The 19,368-nt window shown below is 41.4% G+C and carries 19 protein-coding genes and 1 pseudogene; 11 read left to right on the top strand and 9 right to left on the bottom strand.

Annotation, left to right across the window (positions count from 1 at the left end):
• Positions 1 to 40 precede the first annotated feature (40 nt).
• The 5 genes and pseudogenes from ACW0TQ_RS17390 to ACW0TQ_RS17370 all read left to right on the top strand — a co-directional run bounded on the left by ACW0TQ_RS17390 (position 41) and on the right by ACW0TQ_RS17370 (position 4,814).
• The gene (locus tag ACW0TQ_RS17390) at positions 41 to 1,114 is read left to right on the top strand and encodes a DUF871 domain-containing protein (protein ID WP_289584608.1); all 1,074 of its coding nucleotides are present in this window, start codon (positions 41 to 43) and stop codon (positions 1,112 to 1,114) included.
• A 225-nt stretch (positions 1,115 to 1,339) separates the two neighbouring features.
• Entirely contained in the window at positions 1,340 to 1,822 is a 483-nt protein-coding gene (locus ACW0TQ_RS17385) for a GNAT family N-acetyltransferase (protein WP_042533689.1), read from the top strand.
• A 96-nt stretch (positions 1,823 to 1,918) separates the two neighbouring features.
• A pseudogene (locus tag ACW0TQ_RS17380) lies at positions 1,919 to 2,146 on the top strand (CotD family spore coat protein); the annotation flags it as partial.
• Between the two features lie 445 nt (positions 2,147 to 2,591).
• Positions 2,592 to 3,137: an NADPH-dependent FMN reductase gene (locus ACW0TQ_RS17375; protein WP_042533691.1), complete on the top strand. Its 546-nt coding sequence runs from the start codon at positions 2,592 to 2,594 to the stop codon at positions 3,135 to 3,137.
• A gap of 282 nt (positions 3,138 to 3,419) precedes the next feature.
• Positions 3,420 to 4,814, top strand: a complete 1,395-nt coding sequence (locus tag ACW0TQ_RS17370) for a DHA2 family efflux MFS transporter permease subunit (protein WP_042533693.1) — start codon at positions 3,420 to 3,422, stop codon at positions 4,812 to 4,814.
• 56 nt (positions 4,815 to 4,870) lie between these two features.
• On the opposite strand, the gene pdxK is transcribed toward ACW0TQ_RS17370, so the two are convergent.
• Positions 4,871 to 5,701 carry a pyridoxine/pyridoxal/pyridoxamine kinase gene (pdxK, locus tag ACW0TQ_RS17365; RefSeq protein WP_193062019.1) on the bottom strand — a complete coding sequence of 277 codons (831 nt, stop codon included), beginning with the start codon at positions 5,699 to 5,701 and terminating at the stop codon, positions 4,871 to 4,873.
• A gap of 137 nt (positions 5,702 to 5,838) precedes the next feature.
• Entirely contained in the window at positions 5,839 to 6,876 is a 1,038-nt protein-coding gene (locus tag ACW0TQ_RS17360) for a C45 family autoproteolytic acyltransferase/hydrolase (RefSeq protein WP_042533697.1), read from the bottom strand.
• A gap of 144 nt (positions 6,877 to 7,020) precedes the next feature.
• On the opposite strand from ACW0TQ_RS17360, the gene ACW0TQ_RS17355 reads away from it, so the two are divergent.
• On the top strand, positions 7,021 to 7,689 hold the full coding sequence (locus ACW0TQ_RS17355; protein ID WP_042533699.1) for an endonuclease III domain-containing protein: 669 nt from the start codon (positions 7,021 to 7,023) through the stop codon (positions 7,687 to 7,689).
• 48 nt (positions 7,690 to 7,737) lie between these two features.
• On the opposite strand, the gene ACW0TQ_RS17350 is transcribed toward ACW0TQ_RS17355, so the two are convergent.
• Entirely contained in the window at positions 7,738 to 8,010 is a 273-nt protein-coding gene (locus tag ACW0TQ_RS17350) for a hypothetical protein (protein WP_042533701.1), read from the bottom strand.
• A 232-nt stretch (positions 8,011 to 8,242) separates the two neighbouring features.
• Here ACW0TQ_RS17350 and cydD point away from each other — a divergent pair, with 232 nt between their 5' ends.
• Together cydD and cydC are read left to right on the top strand one after the other, a co-directional pair.
• Complete coding sequence (cydD, locus tag ACW0TQ_RS17345) at positions 8,243 to 9,967, top strand: thiol reductant ABC exporter subunit CydD (RefSeq protein WP_052485054.1); 1,725 nt, start codon at positions 8,243 to 8,245, stop codon at positions 9,965 to 9,967.
• On the top strand, positions 9,964 to 11,679 hold the full coding sequence (cydC, locus tag ACW0TQ_RS17340; RefSeq protein ID WP_212929122.1) for a thiol reductant ABC exporter subunit CydC: 1,716 nt from the start codon (positions 9,964 to 9,966) through the stop codon (positions 11,677 to 11,679). Before cydD ends, cydC begins: the two co-directional genes overlap by 4 nt.
• Before the next feature lie 117 nt (positions 11,680 to 11,796).
• On the opposite strand, the gene cydS is transcribed toward cydC, so the two are convergent.
• The 5 genes from cydS to ACW0TQ_RS17315 form a co-directional block, all read right to left on the bottom strand.
• On the bottom strand, positions 11,797 to 11,889 hold the full coding sequence (gene cydS, locus ACW0TQ_RS17335; RefSeq protein WP_374705745.1) for a cytochrome bd oxidase small subunit CydS family protein: 93 nt from the start codon (positions 11,887 to 11,889) through the stop codon (positions 11,797 to 11,799).
• Between the two features lie 4 nt (positions 11,890 to 11,893).
• Positions 11,894 to 12,907 (bottom strand): cytochrome d ubiquinol oxidase subunit II, encoded by a 1,014-nt coding sequence (locus ACW0TQ_RS17330; protein WP_193062024.1) that lies wholly within the window; start codon positions 12,905 to 12,907, stop codon positions 11,894 to 11,896.
• Complete coding sequence (locus ACW0TQ_RS17325; protein WP_042533707.1) at positions 12,904 to 14,247, bottom strand: cytochrome ubiquinol oxidase subunit I; 1,344 nt, start codon at positions 14,245 to 14,247, stop codon at positions 12,904 to 12,906. Before ACW0TQ_RS17325 ends, ACW0TQ_RS17330 begins: the two co-directional genes overlap by 4 nt.
• A 65-nt stretch (positions 14,248 to 14,312) precedes the next feature.
• Positions 14,313 to 14,564, bottom strand: coding sequence for an NRDE family protein (locus ACW0TQ_RS17320; RefSeq protein WP_455725874.1), 252 nt, complete (start codon positions 14,562 to 14,564; stop codon positions 14,313 to 14,315).
• Complete coding sequence (locus ACW0TQ_RS17315; protein WP_455725873.1) at positions 14,561 to 15,076, bottom strand: NRDE family protein; 516 nt, start codon at positions 15,074 to 15,076, stop codon at positions 14,561 to 14,563. Before ACW0TQ_RS17315 ends, ACW0TQ_RS17320 begins: the two co-directional genes overlap by 4 nt.
• Before the next feature lie 500 nt (positions 15,077 to 15,576).
• On the opposite strand from ACW0TQ_RS17315, the gene proB reads away from it, so the two are divergent.
• Both proB and ACW0TQ_RS17305 read left to right on the top strand, forming a co-directional pair.
• Positions 15,577 to 16,695, top strand: coding sequence for a glutamate 5-kinase (proB, locus tag ACW0TQ_RS17310; RefSeq protein WP_042533711.1), 1,119 nt, complete (start codon positions 15,577 to 15,579; stop codon positions 16,693 to 16,695).
• Positions 16,692 to 17,939: a glutamate-5-semialdehyde dehydrogenase gene (locus tag ACW0TQ_RS17305; RefSeq protein ID WP_455725872.1), complete on the top strand. Its 1,248-nt coding sequence runs from the start codon at positions 16,692 to 16,694 to the stop codon at positions 17,937 to 17,939. Before proB ends, ACW0TQ_RS17305 begins: the two co-directional genes overlap by 4 nt.
• A gap of 99 nt (positions 17,940 to 18,038) precedes the next feature.
• Here the strand turns inward: ACW0TQ_RS17305 and ACW0TQ_RS17300 are convergent, their stop codons facing one another.
• Complete coding sequence (locus tag ACW0TQ_RS17300) at positions 18,039 to 18,245, bottom strand: hypothetical protein (protein WP_212929126.1); 207 nt, start codon at positions 18,243 to 18,245, stop codon at positions 18,039 to 18,041.
• A gap of 160 nt (positions 18,246 to 18,405) precedes the next feature.
• Here ACW0TQ_RS17300 and ACW0TQ_RS17295 point away from each other — a divergent pair, with 160 nt between their 5' ends.
• On the top strand, positions 18,406 to 19,362 hold the full coding sequence (locus ACW0TQ_RS17295) for an MBL fold metallo-hydrolase (protein ID WP_212929127.1): 957 nt from the start codon (positions 18,406 to 18,408) through the stop codon (positions 19,360 to 19,362).
• Positions 19,363 to 19,368 lie beyond the last annotated feature (6 nt).

Raw genomic sequence — 19,368 nt, 5'->3', positions numbered from 1 at the left:
CCTCCTGTTTCTTCTTAATATAATAGATGGAGGGATAGTTATGTTAGGAATTTCTGTTTATTTAGGGAATACACCAATAGAACAACAGATTCCCTATATTCGAAAAATGAAGGAAAGTGGATTTCATTCCATTTTCACCTCTTTGCATATTCCGGAGGATGATCAGACAATATACAAAGAGCAGCTTCAGGCGCTTGGTAAAGCAGCGAGTGAATTAGATATGGAACTCATGGCGGATATTTCACCAAATTCGTTGCAGGCATTAGGCTTTAACTGGGAGAATGCAGATCAATTACTAAACTGGGGACTCTCCGGTCTAAGGATTGACTACGGTATTGATGACCAGACAATCATTGATTTATCACATGAAATGCGGATTGCATTAAATGCCAGTACCATTGACGTGGACGCGTTAAATCATTTGAGGGCGAAAGGTCTCCATATGGAAGCAGTAGAAGCATGGCATAATTATTATCCGCGTCCGGAAACCGGGTTAGGGTCCGTAGATTTTATTCAAAAAAATAGGGCATTAAAAGAAGCTGGTTTAACCGTAATGGCTTTTATACCGGGAGATAAGCAATCACGGGGCCCGCTATACGAAAAATTGCCAACCTTGGAACAGCACCGCGGGTATTCCCCATTTGCTGCATATCTGGAATTAGAAAAATTTGGTGAAGCTGATAAAATCGTTGTTGGTGATGTTGAAATAGGAGAGGATTCTCTGGAACAATTTCAGGCCTATATCGAGAAGGATGAAATACTAATCCGGGCTGTTTCTGATAAACGAGCAGACTCTGAAATAATCCGTAAAGCAGCGGCTGCAATGACCAACCGGGCGGATTATGCAAGAGATTGTATCCGTGCCGTTGAATCGAGAAGCTATGCGCAATTTGGAGAATCAGGTGTTCAGGCTCAAAATAATGCGGAGCGTCCTGTAGGTTCTGTAACGATAGATAATGAAAAATATTTGCGTTACCAGGGTGAAATTCAAATCACCTTAGCCGATTTACCGGCGGATGAAAGGGTAAATGTGCTGGGGCAGGTAATTGAAAATGATTTACCGCTGCTTCCATGGATTAAGGGGAATCAGAGATTTCGGATTGAATGGCTGTAACGGACTAAATCCTGCAGGGATATCCATTAACTAATGATGAGCTTTTTCATTTTATACAGAGAGGGGAGAGCTGCGGCCTTTCATTTTCCTAGCCATATTATTTCTATAACAGATTAGGAGTGCATCTTATTTTATTTGATAATCAGATGATATGAGATATTTATTCACCTCGAATGAAAAATGTGAAATAATATAGGAAGGTTACAGGAAAAGTGGGGATGCTTAGTGGATATACATATTGTTCGGATGACACAAAAGTATGCAGTGGAGGCACTTTGCTGGAAGTACGAAAAACCGTATGACTTTTATAATAATGTGTTAACGACTAGTGCGATTGTAGAATTGCTTGGCGGCGGCTATTACGCAATGGTAGATTCATCTCACAGGTTAATTGGTTTCTTTTGCACTGGCCGTTCAGCCAAGGTTCCTGCCGGAGATAGAAATGCAGCTTATATAGAAGATTGTGTTGATTTAGGTTTGGGAATGAATCCACAGTTGACTGGAAAAGGAAACGGAGATTCATTTTTAAAAAGAATTCTTCATTTTATTGAGCAGGAGCATAGAGGCAAGGCGATTCGGCTTACCGTTGCGTCTTTCAATAAACGAGCAATCCAATTATATGAGAAAAATCACTTTATTAAAGAACATCAATTTCGATATAAAGGAATAGAGTTTATAACGATGAAACGTAACAATCCAGCAATATAGACAAAACGTACATTTATCGGATTAATAGTTATTTGCGTAGGACAAAACCGCCTTCTTTCATAAGATGTATTATGCATTGGAAAGGAGGGAGTCCGAATGAGCCGAGATAAATGTCAATGTAGCCGTTGTCGCAATTCGAACCGGGATGAGGATGTACGTGTTCATCCAACAAGGCATGAGGTTCGTACTACTAATAGCGTGAAAACTGTAAAAAACATTCATCCGACAGAAATTAAAAATGTGCATCGCACAATTGTCCGCAATGAAAATTATTATCCAGTCAGAGAATCCAATGTGAACGAAACGGTTGTTGAAAATTATGATTGTGGCAGCGACGTAAACGATTCAAGTAACTGCCGCAGAGTAGGTGGTTCAAATAATGGCGGGGGTGGAAATCACCATCATTCCGACCATTGCGGCAAACGTTCTGAGAACCGCTGCGAAAGAAAACGTTCCTGCGGTTGCGGCAGAAACCGTAATTGGTTCTTCTAAAAATTGAAATATTATTAGCTGGAGAGCCTGCGCTTCTCCTGGTTATCATGATGTCGTAAAATAACTCTTATTAAGAAAGCTTTTTCAATGGGAAGAAGATAACCCGTGAAAGGCTTCTTAATAAGAGTATTTTTTGTGTTTTAGAAAGGCGTTTTTCTTGAGCAGATATCTTGAGGTAGATAAATGATTATGGTAATAATATTAATTGTGTTTAAAAAACGACAAGCATTTGTGATAAACATAACATTTTAAACGAAGAAATATTGGAGGTATACGAATGAAAATTGCAGCAATGATTGGAAGCAACCGCGCAGAATCTTACAACAAACAACTTGTTGAATATATGAAGGACCGTTATCAGGAAAAAATAGAAATTGATATTTTGCCGATAGAAAAATTACCTTTCTATAATCAGGATGAGGAATTAAATCCGCCAGAAATTGTAAAAGAAATTCGTCAGCGTATCAAAGATAGTGACGCTATTTTATTTGCTACACCTGAATACAATGGGTCTATTTCGGGTATGTTAAAAAATGCAATTGACTGGTTCTCCCGTGTTGATTTAGTTATGGTAAATAAACCTGGAATGGTAGTAGGAGCTTCAATGGGAGCCCTCGGTACAGTAAAAGCTCAACTACAGCTTCGTCAAATTTTAAATTCTCGCGGAGTCGGGGTATTGACTCTGCCAGGAAATGAAGTATTAATTGGTTCCGTTCAGAACAAAATGAACGAGCAAGGAAATCTGACGGATGAACAAACCATTGATTTTCTTGATTCCGTTGTTCATAACTTTATCGAGTGGTGCGATACGTTAAAGAATTAATTTTATTGCGGTCCCGTGAAACTGCGGGTCGGCCTTTGTTCTTTTTAAATTTCAGCAGGGGTAACTCCCGCTGAATAAAGCTTCAGTTTATGCCGGTGATTTTACAGTCACCGGTTTTGTCTTTTTTCACACTGAAACCATTCAATTGGAGAACCGAAAGCTCCGGCTGAATAAAGTTTCGTTTTATAGTGAAGCAAAATTGGGAAAGAAATAATTATATGAAAAATAATGACTCACCGATAGCTAAATAAAAATATATTTTTAATGAAAGAAGGGTCGTAAATGGATGAGAGTCATGAATCATCAATAGATACAAAAAATATTAGCCGGGCGCCCATTCTGATTGTTTTATTATCCGGAGCCTTTGTAGCTATTCTGAATCAGACGTTACTAGGAACGGCATTGCCTCATATGATGGCGGATTTAGATATTGATGCAAATACAGTACAATGGCTGCAATCTGCTTTTATGCTCGTGAATGGGATTATGATCCCGATTACAGCCTTTTTAATTGGGACGTTTACGACGCGAAGTTTATTTCTAACCGCGATGTCCTTGTTTACAATAGGTACACTGGTTTGTGGCGTTGCACCAGAGTTTTTCTCACTACTATTGGGGCGTGTTCTGCAGGCAGCGGGTGCCGGAATTATGATGCCGCTGATGCAGACCATTTTGATTTTAATTTATCCAAAGGAAAAACGGGGCAGTGCAATGGGAATGTTCGGTTTAGTTATTTCCTTCGCACCCGCCATCGGACCGACGCTATCTGGGTATATTGTAGAGCATTTTCCTTGGAGAACATTATTCTTCATGGTTCTGCCAATTGCTATTTTAAACATAATTATCGCTTACTTTTTACTTAAAAATGTGACGAAACGAACCTTTCCTGAATTAGATAAGTTATCCATTTTATTATCTACACTTGGTTTCGGCGGTATTCTATACGGATTCAGCACCGCTGGAAATGCAGGCTGGTTAAGCTATCAGGTTATCGGTTCCTTAGTCATCGGCGGAGTTATGCTGGCATGGTTTATTACCAGACAAATGCATTTGAAAACACCTATTTTAGAATTTCGGGTATTTAAATATCGGATATTTACAATTACTACGGTATTAGGTATGGTTACGTTTATGACAATGATCGGAGCTGCTGTCATTTTGCCGCTTTATATGCAGCAAATGTTAGGATTCAGCGCCTTTCATTCAGGACTGGCTCTGCTGGCAGGTGCTGTTATACAAGGGTTAATGAACCCGATTACCGGAAGGCTTTTTGACCGATACGGTGCCAGGTATTTGGCAATGATTGGTTTAGTGCTGATTGTCGGTACGACCTTTATGTTAAGCACGTTAACGACAGAAACAAGCTTTATATTTATCGCAACGATTCATGCCTTGAGAATGCTGGGGGTGGCTATGGCGATGATGCCTGTTACAACAGCAGGTCTCAATGTATTGCCCGAAAAGTATATTTCGCATGGCACAGCAGTGAACAATACTTTAAGACAGGTTTCCGGAGCAATCGGTACAGCATTGCCAATTACCATTATGTCTACAGCATCTATCCCTGAACAGGGAATCCAAGGGATGGTTCATGGTGTCAATGTTTCTTTCCTTGTCACTGGAATAATCTCTATCATTGCGCTGGTATTGACATTCTTTATCCATGATCGGGATTAACTATTTAATATAATGAAAAAGACCTTAGAACATCCGGTGTTCTAAGGTCTTTTTCATTATACGCTGAATACTTCTACTTTTTTGCTGTCTGTTTTGTTGTAAGCTCCGTGCATCACAGGACCAACATACTCGTTTAGCTTCCAGCCGTTAGCAATAGCAGCTGCAACGAAGGTTTTTGCTGCTTTTACGGCATCGTGCACGTTTTCACCGTGAGCTAAGTTTGCAGTGATTGCCGCAGCGAAAGTACATCCTGCTCCATGGTTATAGCTTGTTTCTATTTTTTCGCTTTCTAATAAGTCAAAGTCTGTTCCGTCATAGAACAGGTCAACAGCTTTATCGTGGTCAAGCTGTTTTCCGCCTTTAACGACAACATTTTTTGCACCTAAGGCGTGAATTTTTTTAGCAGCTTCCTTCATTTGCTCTATGGTCTTAATTGGAGCCATTTGAGCTAATTGCGCTGCTTCAAACAAATTAGGCGTTACAACCAGAGAACGAGGCAATAATTCTTCACGCATCGCGTCTGTGTTTTCCGGCTGAAGCACTTCATCTTCCCCTTTACATACCATGACAGGGTCAAGAACATACTTCTCAATATTGTATTCATCAATTTTTTTTGCGCCTAAATTAATAATATCTACAGATCCCAGCATTCCGGATTTCATTGCATCTACGCCGACAGAAAGGATCGTGTTCAATTGTTTTTCAACGACTTCCGCATCAATCGGTGTAACGTCATGTCCCCAGCCTTCTGGATTCATTGTCACAATGGAAGTCAGAGCGGTCATGCCATATACATTATGCTCCTGAAAGGTTTTTAAATCTGCAGCAATCCCGGCTCCGCCGCTAGAGTCAGAACCAGCAAGGGTTAATGCTTTTTTCATAGTCATTGGTTTTCCTCCTTAAAGTCAGTTATACTCATAAATTAAATGATGCTGACTCTCTAAAAATTACTTTTCCTTTGTTGCTAGGATAATCCTTTCTAACTCAATTGTAAAGCCATCGAAATGCGACAGGCAAGATGCCGCTATACGTTAATAAACGAATCGGTTGCATTAATCTGTCCCTTTATCTTCGTTGCATGTAATTTTTCTCCCTGCAGCCATTTTTGAAAAGAGAAAATAAATGGCTGACGATTGCCTCCCAACGCAAACCAAGCAGCTTGTTCTTTTGGCAAGTACAGTGCTGTATGCAGTGTCCCTGCCCATGCACCGTATTTTTCAGAAAAGATTCCTTGTTCGATATCATTTAACATACGAAACGCTTCATAAGGTGTATGAATATCCCTCTGCTTTGTTAGGATTCTCTCCAGCCGTTCCATTGATTCATCTGAACGGTACCGGTTCTCTTCTGTTAATGCATTGAAATGGTTTGTACAGCTGCTATCTTCCCGGACAAAGAAAGAGCGGGGGGAAACCTCCACAACGAGTGATTTTCCAGTTGTATCTAATAATACATAGTTGAAGGTATTCCGGTGCGGGATCTCACGCAGTAATTGAACGGCTTCTTCCACAGTGGCACAGTTTTCTAAAAGCAGTCTGCCGATCATATTGCAGACAAAGCCATCGCCGGATTTTTTACGGTTGACGAAATTATAGCCCATCGTCAGCCCTTTTTCATTGATTCCGTCCGTACGCCCGGTGATTTGCATGGAAGGACCGGCACTGGCATATCCGGAATCAGAGGGGGCGAATAAAACATAACGGCCTTCATAGGAATGGGGGGCATTATCATAATTTCGTACCAGGTAATCCTGCTTGGTATTAATGGAACAGCCGCTGCGGCCGTATTCATAATAGTAACCGCCGAATTCGCGAATGGCATCATTCCAGGGGATGCCTAATCCATCACTTAATCCTTTTATTTCTTCCCAAATAGCCGGAGAAAATGCTTTGAATACTGCTTTTACTTCTTCTTCATCAACAAGGAAGTTTCTCCAGCGTTTGCTGAGCAGTGCTTTCCGATGGTTGATTATGGGTGAATTCTTTAGTTTTTCCGCCTGAAAAAGTCCGAATTGATAATGGCCTCCACGGAATTGTATAATATCAGCATGAACAGATTTCATTGTTGCTCTCCATTTCTTTCGTAAATGTATTGCTAGTGTATCTTGTTTAGAGTGATTAGAAAAGAAATCAGCTTTATCATGGAGAATCGTTCGTAAAACTCCTGCTAAGTGAACTTTCGTTTAATGGAAAAAAAGGAGATTCAGATGACAGAAAAGATAAGCTATACGGAATTATATCAAAAATTATTTCATTACTATGGCCCTCAAGGGTGGTGGCCAGCAGCTTCTGATTTTCAAATGCTGATCAGCGCTATTTTGGTTCAGCGGACAAATTGGAAAAATGTCGAGTTGGCTCTGGCGAACCTGGGGAAAGATGCAGCTGCTGAGCGTTTAATACAAATGGAAGAAGCAGTGCTTGCCGAAAAAATACGCCCAAGCGGCTTCTATCGAATGAAAGCGAAGAAAATTAAGGCCTGGCTGCATTGGTTTCAAAAATATGACTTTCAGGTAGAGAGGATTCAAAGCGTTGATCAAGCTGTTCTCCGTAAAGAACTGCTGGCAATCCATGGAATCGGAGAGGAAACTGCGGATGCGATGATGCTGTATGCTTTTGATAAAGCCGGTTTTATTGCGGATAACTATGCGATGCGGTTGTTTCATCGAATCGGCTATCAGCTTCCCAAAACCTATCATGCGCTTAAAATTGAAGTGGAAAATTTCTTTCCGCATGACTTAAAAATGCATCAGGAATTTCACGCATTAATTGTGGAGCATGGAAAACAATATTGTAAGAAGACGCCGTTATGTGAAAACTGTCCGCTTCTTTCGTTTTGCTGGACGGGGGAGAAAAAAGAACGGAATCTGTTAAGTTAAGAAGAATAAACTTTTAAAAAGGTGAATCAGGGACAGGAAATGAATTATCTACTGCCCTTGATTCTCTAATCGATCTATTTTTTTCTGTAAAAGGTCAAGCTGCTGCTGCATTTCTAACAGCTGGCGGCTCGTAACAGGTGAATTTTCTTCAAAAGCTGCTTCTTCCTCTTCTACATCTTCATTGTATAGAATCGTTGATCCGACGAGGGACATAATACTTCCTAATGTAGTAACCACTCCGCCATAATAAAGTAATTTATCACCAAGGCTTTTCTCGCTCACATTAAAATTTGTTGGGGTGTTAAGGAAAAAATTAGACATGATAGGACACTCCTGTAAATCTTTTTATTATTGTCTTATATTCATGGAATAGTTATATATAGGTTAATATATGTGTTTCCTAAAAAAACTCTACAAATAGCGGATGTTCATAAAATATTCATTTCTAAATGGTGCAGCGCACTGTGTGGTGAGCGGCGAAAAGCATGCTGTTGTATAATGGAGTAGAGGATATATTGTAATTGATTATGTTGTGTTTAAGGGTGGTGATCCGTTGTTAAAGGAATTTACAAAAGATTTTCGGAGCAGGATGATTTGGATGGGGGTGGCGTCCCTTTTTATGGCACTGGCCATCGTAGGGCAGAGCTATCTCGTGGTAACGATTATCCAGCAGCTGTTTTTGGATAATGCGGCATTTTCATCTATTCTTCCTGCTGTTTTTATATTGATTGGCATGCTTTTGGTACGAACGGTTTTTCAATATATGATAAAAGGCTCCGGCATAAAAATGGCTCAGACTGCGAAGGTTTCGATACGGGAAAAATTGCTCCGTCATTTTACCAGCCAGCCTATGATCGATGCAGATAAAGGACAGTCTGGCCGGAAGACAAGCTTATTTATGGATACGATCGATGAAATAGACGGCTATTTCAGTCAGTATCTCCCTCAGGTTATTCAATCTGTCGGCATTGTTCTGATTGTCTGGTTAGTTATTTTTATTCAAAATTGGACAAGCGGACTGATTATTCTTGTTTCCGCTCCCTTTATTCCTGTCTTTATGATGATTATTGGTATAAAAACAAAGGATAAATCAAAGGAACAGCTGTCTGAATTAGCAGCTTTTTCAGGAACGTTCCTGGATACATTACAGGGTCTGCCGACGGTGAAATTATTTGGCCGGTCTCAAGAGCAGAGAAATAAAATTGATCAGGATAGTACAAGCTTCCGGGATGCAACGATGGGTGTGCTGAAGGTTGCCTTTACAAACTCCTTAGCGCTGGAATTTATCGCTATGCTGAGTATCGGTCTGATTGCTTTAGAGATTGCAATCCGGATGATTATTTTTCAAAATCTCAGCTTTTTTACGGGCTTTTTTGTTTTACTTCTTGCGCCGGAGCTGTTCAGTCAATTGAAACAGCTGGGCTCCGCTTTTCATTCCGGACGCGCAAGTATGGGCGCAGCCTCACGGGTGGAGGATGTGCTTGATGAAGAGACGACTCCAGTTTCTTGGGGAACTGCTTCATTAAAAACCGATAAAGCACCCGAATTAAGGCTGGAACAGGCTTCCTTTCATTATGAAGAGGGAAACTTTCAATTAGCGCCGGCTTCGATGCGGATTTTACCGTATGAGCAGGTTGCCATTATTGGTAAAACCGGTGCAGGTAAGTCAACCTTGCTGCATGTATTAGCTGGTTTTCTGCCGGCGAAAGAAGGAAACTTTCTAATTGACGGTATTGCGCAAGAAAAGGTAGAAAAAGCAGATTGGTTCGGCCGGATTGGTTATTTATCGCAGCAGCCCTATGTGTTTTCTGGAACCGTACGGGATAATATATTACTCGGCTCTCAGGAAGAACAGCATGATAAAGTCATACAGGAGGTTGCGGAGCATGCAGGAATCTGGAAGTGGATTACTGCTTTACCAGACGGATTAGATACAATCATCGGAGAGGGAGGCAGAGGCTTATCGGGAGGAGAGAAGCAGCGGATTGCGATTGCCCGCACCCTTCTGAAAAAACCGCAAATTCTATTCTTTGATGAGCCGACAACCGGTCTCGATATCCAGACGGAGCATATTTTGCAAAAATCGTTAGATACCTTAAGAAACCAAACAACGATGATTACCGTTGCGCACCGCCTGCATACAATCCGTAACGCCGATAAAATCTTTCTGCTGGATCAGGGAGAAATAGCAGGAGAGGGGACACATGAACAACTTTACAAAAACAATGAAATGTATCGAAAAATGATCCATACACAGCAAGGAGGGCGGGAAGCATGAAGGATATCAGTCTAGTCTTAAAAATGATGTTGAAAGAAAAAAGGGATATTCTGATTTCTATCTTCTTTGGATTTTTAGCGGGGATTACCGCTGTCTCCTTATTTGCAGCAAGCGGTTATTTGATTTCACAAGCCGCTTTTGCACCGCCGATCTATACCTTGATGATTCTGGTAGCGAGTGTGAAGCTGCTGGGGATTACCTCAGCTGTCAGCAGATACGGGGAACGCTATTTTTCTCATCGCGGTACCTTTACGATTCTGAAAAATATCCGCCTGAAGGTTTATGATCAGATAGAGCCGCTGGCAAGCAGACTTTTGCAAAAATACAGAAGCGGGGATATTCTGGCACGGATCGTCGGTGATGTAGAGAGCTTACAGCATTTCTTTTTACGTGTGTTTTATCCGCCGGTGGTATTGGCAGCTGTTTTTACAGCTACGATTTTCTTTACGATGTATTTATCCATAGGGGTGGCTATGACAATGATTGGCGGTGTGATTATCGTACTGGTTGTTTTCCCATCCATCTTTTATCTGTTTCAGAAAAAGACAGCTGTAACGATGCGGGAAAAAAGAGGTGCATTGTCCTCGGAATTTACAGACTATCTGTACGGGTTCCGGGAATTGACAATCTTTCAACAGGCGGAAAGAAAAAAACAGCAGCTCGATAATAATATGAAGCAATACGAAGAAATAAAGGCGAAAGAAAATCGCCAGCTTGCTATCCGGGAAGCCGTTGTTATCTTCTTTTCTTTTTTCATTGCAGTAATTATTCTCGTGCAGGCAGGGTTTTATGTATCAGAGGGAAACCTTGCCGGAACACTGTTAGCGATGCTGTTTATGATTGCCATTACGGTGTTTGAGGATACGCCATCGATGGCAGTGCTTCCTGCGCATTTAGAAGAAAGCAAAGCTTCCTCTAAACGTCTCACCGAGGTTTGGGAAAAGGAGACGCAAACCGAAGAGGCTGTTCATGAAATTGAAACGGATGTACCGATTCAATTTGATTTTAAGGATGTTTCCATTCAATATCCCACTGAAAAGAAGCCGGCTGTGCGTCTCGCTGCTTTTCAAATCAAGCCGGGAACAAATATCGCCATTGTCGGGCCAAGCGGCTCAGGGAAATCGACGCTGATGCAGGCGATGCTCACTTTTGCTCCCATCCAATCCGGTCAACTTTTAGTAAATGGGGAAGAGCTTGATAAAATTGCTCCAGACAGTCTTTGGAGACAATTGAATGTATCCCTGCAGCATAATCATTTTTTCTACGGAAGTATTTATGAAAACCTGCGATTTGCGAATAAAGAGGCGGGGGAAGAAGCCTGCCAGGAAGCATTAGAAAAGGTTCAATTAAGCCATTTTTCATTAGAGGACCAAGTATTGGAAAAGGGAACGAACCTGTCTGGCGGAGAAAAACAGCGTCTGGCACTTGCCCGTCTGTTTTTACGGGATGCTTCTGTCTGGCTGCTGGATGAGCCAACCTCATCTTTAGATGCGATTACAGAGCAGGAAATAATGGAGGAAATAGAAAAGGCAACAAAATATCAGACGGTGGTAACCATCAGGCATCGTTTAACAGGCTTGGAAAAGATGGATCAGATTATTGTCATGAACCACGGAGAAGTCGTTGAACAAGGCACTTATATGGAGCTGATGCGGAAGAAAGACGGCTACTTTAAAGCGATGAAGGAGCTGGAAAATAGTCAACTGGTGTAACGGCAATAAACAGTCGTATCTAAAACGGATATTTTGTATTTTTCGCTTATATGGGGAACAAAAAAATGCCCTCAGCTAATCCGATTAAAAAATCGGTTAGCTGAGGGCATTTGTGCATTATCTATCCTTAGCTGCAGCGACAAATGCTAAAGCAATTGCTGCAATCAGGACGATGAAAGGAGCGATGAAAATCAGAAATTGGTTCAACATGTTATCACTTCTTTCCTTTAATATAGTTTTTATCAAACAGGAATAGCTTTAACAATAAATACAGAGACGGAACTAAAAGCGCCATACCTAAGATAAAGACAACGATAAGCGAGATGGCCATTGCCGGATTGGTAAACCCTTCATGAATGCTGATATGAGGGTATAAAAGGTATGGATAATGGGCTATCCCGTAACCGAAGAAAGCAAAGGCAAATTGTCCGGTAAGGAGCCAAAATGCTATTCCATAATTTCGGCGCTTCCAAATCAGGATGACGGTCAATATCCATAACACAAAGGAAACAGCAAACATCCACCAGAGACTTAAGAGATTTGCAAAATGAGCTTCGTTATGGAAGTAAAGCTCGACAATTATTCCTGAAGCGGCAATAATCAAAGGAATGGACCAGCCTAATGCGTACTTTCTCATTAAGTTTGTTGCATCCATATCGCCTGTTTCATTTGCATACCAGGTTAAGAACACTGCTGAGATATATAGCACAGCCACAATACTTAAAACAACAATGGACCAGGTTAACGGGCTGAAAAACAGGGCGCTGTAATCTAAGACCGGATTTCCATCCTCCATAAAGACAAAGCCGCCCTCCGAAATGGTCAGAACAATCGACAGGGAAGCCGGAATAAGCAACCCGGACAGCCCGTACATAATGGCATATCCTTTATGCCCCTGTTTTCCGTAGGATTCAAATGCATAATAAGAACCCCGTATCGCCAGTAAAATCAGTGCCAAGCTGCCCGGAATCAGTAAAATGGTTCCGAAATAGTAAGCAGACTGCGGGAAGAAGCCGACGATTCCGACAAAGAAGAAGACAAAGAATACATTGGTAACCTCCCAGACAGGGGACAGGTAACGCTGAATGATTTTCGAAAGAATATGCTGCTTTCCGGTAACGATGCTGTAGGCATTGAAAAAGCCAGCTCCGTAATCAATGGATCCAACAATGATATAACCAAATAAGAATAACCAGAGTACGGAAATACCGATAATTTCTAATATCATGATTCGTCACCACCTTGCATACGTTCTAAATCTTTTTCAACCGGGTTTTTCCGGAACATATACGTTAATACAACAACCGTTCCGACACCCAGAATAAGGTAAAGGATGGCAAATAACACAAACATCCAGCCGACATAATCACTTGTTGTAGCAGCTTCCTCAATGGTCATCAGCCCTCTTAAAATCCATGGCTGGCGCCCGACTTCCGCCATCCACCAGCCGGCTTCAATGGCTAAGAAGGAGAGCGGTCCGCCTGCGACGATCAGCCAGCGGTACCATGTTTTTTCAACGAACGCCCATTTTCTACGCATTCCAAACCAGTAAAGCAGAGATAAGGCAATCATAAACATCCCGATGGTGACCATCGTATCAAAGAAATAATGGATGACGAGCGGAGGCTGTTCTTCCGCCGGAAATTCCTCCAGACCGGTTACTTCTGAACTCGGGAAGCCATGTGCAAGAATACTCAAGGCATAAGGAATATGCAGGGCATAATTGGCTTCATTATTTTCATCTAACACGCCCCACATCACTAATGGCGCTTCCGTGCTTGTCTCAAAATGCCATTCTGCCGCAGCCAGCTTTTCGGGCTGATATTCTGCTAAGTATTTACCGGATAAATCACCGATCAAAGCTGTTGCGATTGCAAAGATTAAACCAATCTTCATAGCCATATGCAGGGACTTTTTATGATACTCCTGATTTTTCTTTTGAAGTAGCCGGAATGCCGCAATCGCAGCGAACATAAAGGCAATCGTCATATAGGCTGTAGACAGCACATGAGCAACCTTAGTCGGCATGGATACAGTAAACATGGCCAGAACCGGATTCGCATTAACCAAATCTCCGCCTATGATGTCAAAGCCTGCCGGGCTGTTCATAAATGAATTCACCACGGTGATAAAATAAGCTGACATACCGCCGCCTACAGCTACCGGAATCAATAAAAGCAAGTGTTTTTTCGGATTGTCAAAACGATCCCATGTATATAAATAAATTCCTAAGAAAATCGCTTCAAAGAAAAAGGCGAACACTTCCATAAATAATGGCATCGCGATAATATTTCCTGCTAATTCCATAAAGCTCGGCCACAGCAGAGATAATTGAAGTCCGATAATCGTACCTGTTACTACTCCGACAGCAACGGTAACAACAAATCCTTTCGCCCAGCGTCTGGCCATCAACAGGTAATGATTATCGTTATTTTTAATCCCGATCCACTGGGCAATCATAATCATTAAAGGAACACCGACACCGATTGTGGCATAAATAATATGAAATGATAATGTCAACAGCGTCAGCATTCGGCTGGCATACGCCGGATCCTCAAATAAGGTCATGGGTCAACCTCCTCTATTATGTGTTTTTTTACTCTATTTTTTTAACATTCCCTGTGTATGCAGTTTTAATCAGATTCTGTCAAAAATTCATATTGCTGAAGAAATTCCTCCTGATCATACGTTTTTTCAATAAAGGTCAGCTTGTTATGGTGATCGATGAGTACAATAGTGGATGCTCGGGTGCCATAATCAGGTGTTTCGATAAAGATGGAAGACAATGCTTTTTCTAAATCTGCACGAATCCCTGTCTGGGGCAGAAGTTCGCTGTCAGCTTGTGTCCTGTTTTGTAAGCTGTGTAATAAATCTTCTGTTTTCATTTCCGGGTGTGACTAATATAATCCGTCAGTTCCTTTTTAGAATGTTCGACTTTTGGCCAGGGGGTATTTAGCGTATCGTTGCTTAATCCATGAACCCCTGCTCTTATCTTAGAACCCTGATTATACACATTATTATAGTGATACAAAGTGTCCTTGTCACCGAAAAGAATGTTATATCCGGCGTAGTTATGACGATTTTTTGAAAGGTGCTCTAAAAACAATTCCCCGTCAAAATTCTGTAACAAAAAATCTACCGGGAGTTCTCCGCGGGAAAATGTCTTAGATGCTGGAAGAGAAGGGTCCCGATAATTGGTCACCGCAGCAAATTTCCCCTGCTTGGAAACGGCCAGCCAGGTTCCCAGCTGGAGCAAATCTCTGCCGGCCAGAATATCCGGCATGTCATCCCAAAAAGCTGCCGGGAGCGTTGGTCTATGAAAAAATTCATCCCGGTTACTGAGTAAAATGAATTTATATTTTGGATGTGCATGATAGGCAAAGGTGATTAAGTACATGGAATAGCTCCTCCTTTTTCTTTTAATATCGAATGAATAGCTTGTCTTCAGTATACTTTTCTGATATTTTAGAATCAATGTTATCGCATTCCCTGAAATAAAATGCATTTCTCTATTGACAACGAGAAAAAATCTGATAATAATTAATATCAATACATCGAACGTTATGGAAGGACTAGTAAGTAAGCCGTCACAATGACAGAGATGGAATCAGAGGATAGAAGCAAATTTTAATTGCATTTGTCCAATGCTGTGAGATTCCTCATTGTTGATTTACTGAACCTGCCTTTATCAGTCTTATGCAAAACATAAGCGTCTTCCGAACGTTATCTCGGAATAAGTGAAATACGGTTGTCCAGGCGGGCGCAGTTAAAGAATCGTATTTAAGTTGTGGTGGTACCGCGGAAGTAAACTCTTTCGTCCCTTCTGTTTATAAGGGATGGAGGAGTTTTTTTATTGCCTGGTTGAAATGTTTTTAGAAAGTGAGAGGTGGGATGACAATGGCAGCAAAACGTATTGTCGTTAAAATAGGAAGCAGCTCGTTAACTAATACGCATGGGGAAATTGACCAACAGCAGCTGGAGGATCATGTGCATGCCCTCGCGCTGCTTCATCAGAATAATATGGAAGTGATTTTGGTTTCCTCGGGAGCAATTGCTGCAGGGTTTAAGCAGCTGGGCTATTCTTCAAGACCTGTTACGCAAAAAGGAAAGCAGGCTGCAGCGGCAGTCGGTCAGGGTCTGCTGATTCAGACCTATATGGAAAAGCTAAAAGAATACAATATTACTGCTGCTCAAATCCTTTTGACCAGAAGTGATTTTTCTGATCAGGGGAGATATCGAAATGCTTATGCGACAATGGAAGAATTGCTGGAGCGGCGGGTCATCCCGATTATCAATGAAAATGATACGATTGCCATTGACGAGCTTACGTTTGGAGATAACGATATGCTTTCTGCATTAGTAGGCGGTTTAATTCATGCGGATCATTTAATTCTTTTAACTGATATCAATGGCATATATGATAAAAATCCCACTAGACATCCGGACGCAACACGCTATGACCATTTAATGAAGCTCAGCACAGAGCTGATTGCACAAACAGACGCGACTGGCTCCAAAGTAGGGACAGGCGGGATGAAGTCGAAGCTGATGGCTGCGAAAATGGCATCTTCCGTGGGCATTCCGGTATTTATTGGACGGGGTTACGGAAAAGAGAAGCTGGCAGCTATTTTAGACGGGAAGGGCGACGGCACCTATATCGACAGTGAAAGAAAAGCGCATTTACCGGCGAATAAACAATGGATTTCCCTGCATTCGGATTTAGATGGCCGGGTAGTTATAGATGAAGGGGCAGAAAAAGCCTTAATGTATCATGGCAGCAGTTTGCTTTCCCCAGGTATTACGGCGGTGGAGGGCTATTTTGTAAAAGGGGACGTTGTCGAGGTTTATGGAAAGTCCGCTTTATTAGGGAGAGGACAGGTGAAATGTTCCTCCGAAGAATTAGATGCCGTTATGAAATTGCGTGAATCAGATTATATTCACGCTGTACCGACAATTGAGGTGATCCACCGTGACAAGTGGGTATCATTTGAGACAATGAAAGGGGAATTATCATGAGTGAAGTAATCGAAAAAGGAAAGCTTGCTAAAAAAGCCAGTTATCAAATTGGAACATGCACGACAAAGGAAAAAAATGAAGCGTTATTAAAAATTGCCAATGGATTAAGAGAAAATGAAGAAGCGATTCTTGCAGCCAATCGTTTGGATATCCAGGCTGGAAAAGAGAAAGGCTTATCTGCGTCACTGCTTGACCGTGTGGAATTAAATCACCAGCGTATTGCTGACATTGCGGATGCGATTCTGCAAATTATTGATTTAACTGATCCAATCGGTGAAATACTTGAAACGATTGAAAAGGATAATGGCTTAAAGATTGTTAATACACGTGTCCCAATCGGCGTCGTCGGCATGATTTACGAAGCAAGACCAAATGTCACTGTTGATGCAGCAACACTTGCTGTTAAAACAGGGAATGCCATTATCTTGCGAGGCAGCTCATCTGCGATTCATTCTAATCTGGCAATCGTCAAGGTCATTCATGAAGCGCTGGAAGACAGTGCCGTGATTCCTGATGCGATTCAATTAATAGAAGATACAAGCAGAGAAACCGCCAATGAACTATTCCGATTAAATGCATATTTAGATGTGCTTATCCCGCGCGGAGGGAAAAATCTGATTGATACGGTTGTCAGAGAGTCGCGCGTTCCAGTAATCGAAACAGGGGCAGGAAACTGTCATGTTTTTGTAGATGAAACTGCAAATCCAGAGATGGCAAAAGAAATTACCTTAAATGCGAAACTGCAGCGCCCGTCTGTGTGTAATGCGATTGAGTCCCTCCTTATTCAATCCGATTGGTTTGATCAGCACGGAAATGAGTTAATTGCTTCTTTGATTGAACAAGGCGTTACAGTTCATGGTGATGCCCGTGTTGTAGAAAAGATACCTTTTGTACAAGAGGCGGCAGAGGGAGACTGGAGAACGGAGTATCTTGGTTTAGAAATCAGTGTGAAAATCGTAGCGGATGTGTATGAAGCAATTGATCATATTAATACGTATGGCACGAAACACTCAGAAGCAATTATTACAGAAACGGCAGCTTACGCTGAAATTTTCAAGCAAAAAGTAGATGCAACAACAGTGTACCATAATGCTTCTACGCGTTTTACGGATGGCTTTGAATTCGGGTTTGGTGCAGAAATCGGCATCAGCACACAAAAACTGCATGCGAGAGGGCCAATGGGCTTAAAAGCATTAACATCGAATAAATTTATTGTTTCCGGTGAAGGGCAAATTCGGGAATAAGAGATGAATGTAGAAGGGAGCGGTTTTCGCTCCCTTTCTTTTGTGAAGAACACTAAATTAAATATGCTAAAATGAACTGCTTTTATTTGAATTTCAATATTATTTTTCACAGACCACGGGAGACCAGAGCCCTTCTTTTTCCAATGTAACACTTTCTTCTTCATGCAAGTTCTCCATACACTTTTCAATAATCAACTCGTTCGCTTTATGATTGTTATTAATTTGTATAGCCAAAATACTCCCAATGGTAATAATCGTAGTGCAAACGATGATTGCAAAGATAATATTCAATGTATCTTTTTTCAATTTTATCTGCTCCTTTCACCTTATTTAGACTACCAGTAATTGGTTATTCTTTAAAGGCTGGACATCAAGTCATTGCCAATAGTCAGTATCTTTCAGTTTGCAAAAGCAGGAAATCGCGATAAAATAACAATATAAAGGATGCAGAAAAGAGAGGTTCGACATGCTGGAGCAAATAACAGATGACATTTACCGTCTTGTTGTCCGATTTAAAGGGGCTATGGGAGAGGTAAACAGTTATCTTATCAAAGGCGACAACGGTTATACCGTGATTGATACAGGGATTCATGCACCAGAAACAAAAGCTTTATGGGAGCGTGTTCTCGGTAAGTATAAAATTGAAAAGCTTGTGCTGACGCATACGCATGAGGATCATATCGGCTTAGCTCGCTGGTTTCAAGAAATATATGAAATTCCTGTGTATGTATCCAGGCGCGGTTATGAAGAAATGCATAAGGGAAGAGCTGCGAAAGCACGTAAAAATCGAATAAAACGTTTAATCAAAAAACATGGAGCTCCGCCGATTCCCTTAAAAATAAGAGATGAATCCCATATTTATAAATTTGAGCCGGATGGATTTTTTGAAGATAATGATGAAATAATACTTGGAAACCAGTCATACCAGACGATATGGACGCCTGGTCACGCACCTGATCATTACTGCTTCTATCAGCCGGAAACAGAAATCATGATTATCGGTGATCATGTATTAAACCATCTTTCCCCGGTAATCGGGTTGTGGATGGGGGAGGAGCACAATCCGCTGGAAGCTTATTTTGAAGCACTGGAGCTATTGAAGGGCTATCAGGTACGCCGGGCATTGCCGGGGCATGGGGATATCATTGAAGACTTAAATGAACGGATAACAGATATATTCCATCGTCATGAAAAACGGCTGCAGCAATTATTAGAGCTGATGGAAGAGGAAGAAATGACTGCTTTTAAATTAACAACAAAAGCGTATGGTCCGATGAAAAGTCTTGCCTTTGCCAGTCAATTTATGGCGACCTTGACACGATTGATTTATTTAGAGGAACAGTCGAAAATAAACGTACAGACCAAAAAAGGGAAGAACTATTACGAACTCCCGGCCAAAGATTTACAAGCTATTAGGAGCTGATAACAG

The sequence above is a fragment of the Oceanobacillus sp. M60 genome, from assembly GCF_053839645.1.
Note: the sequence above shows the minus strand (reverse complement) of the source record. Positions and strands in the feature narration are given on the sequence as shown.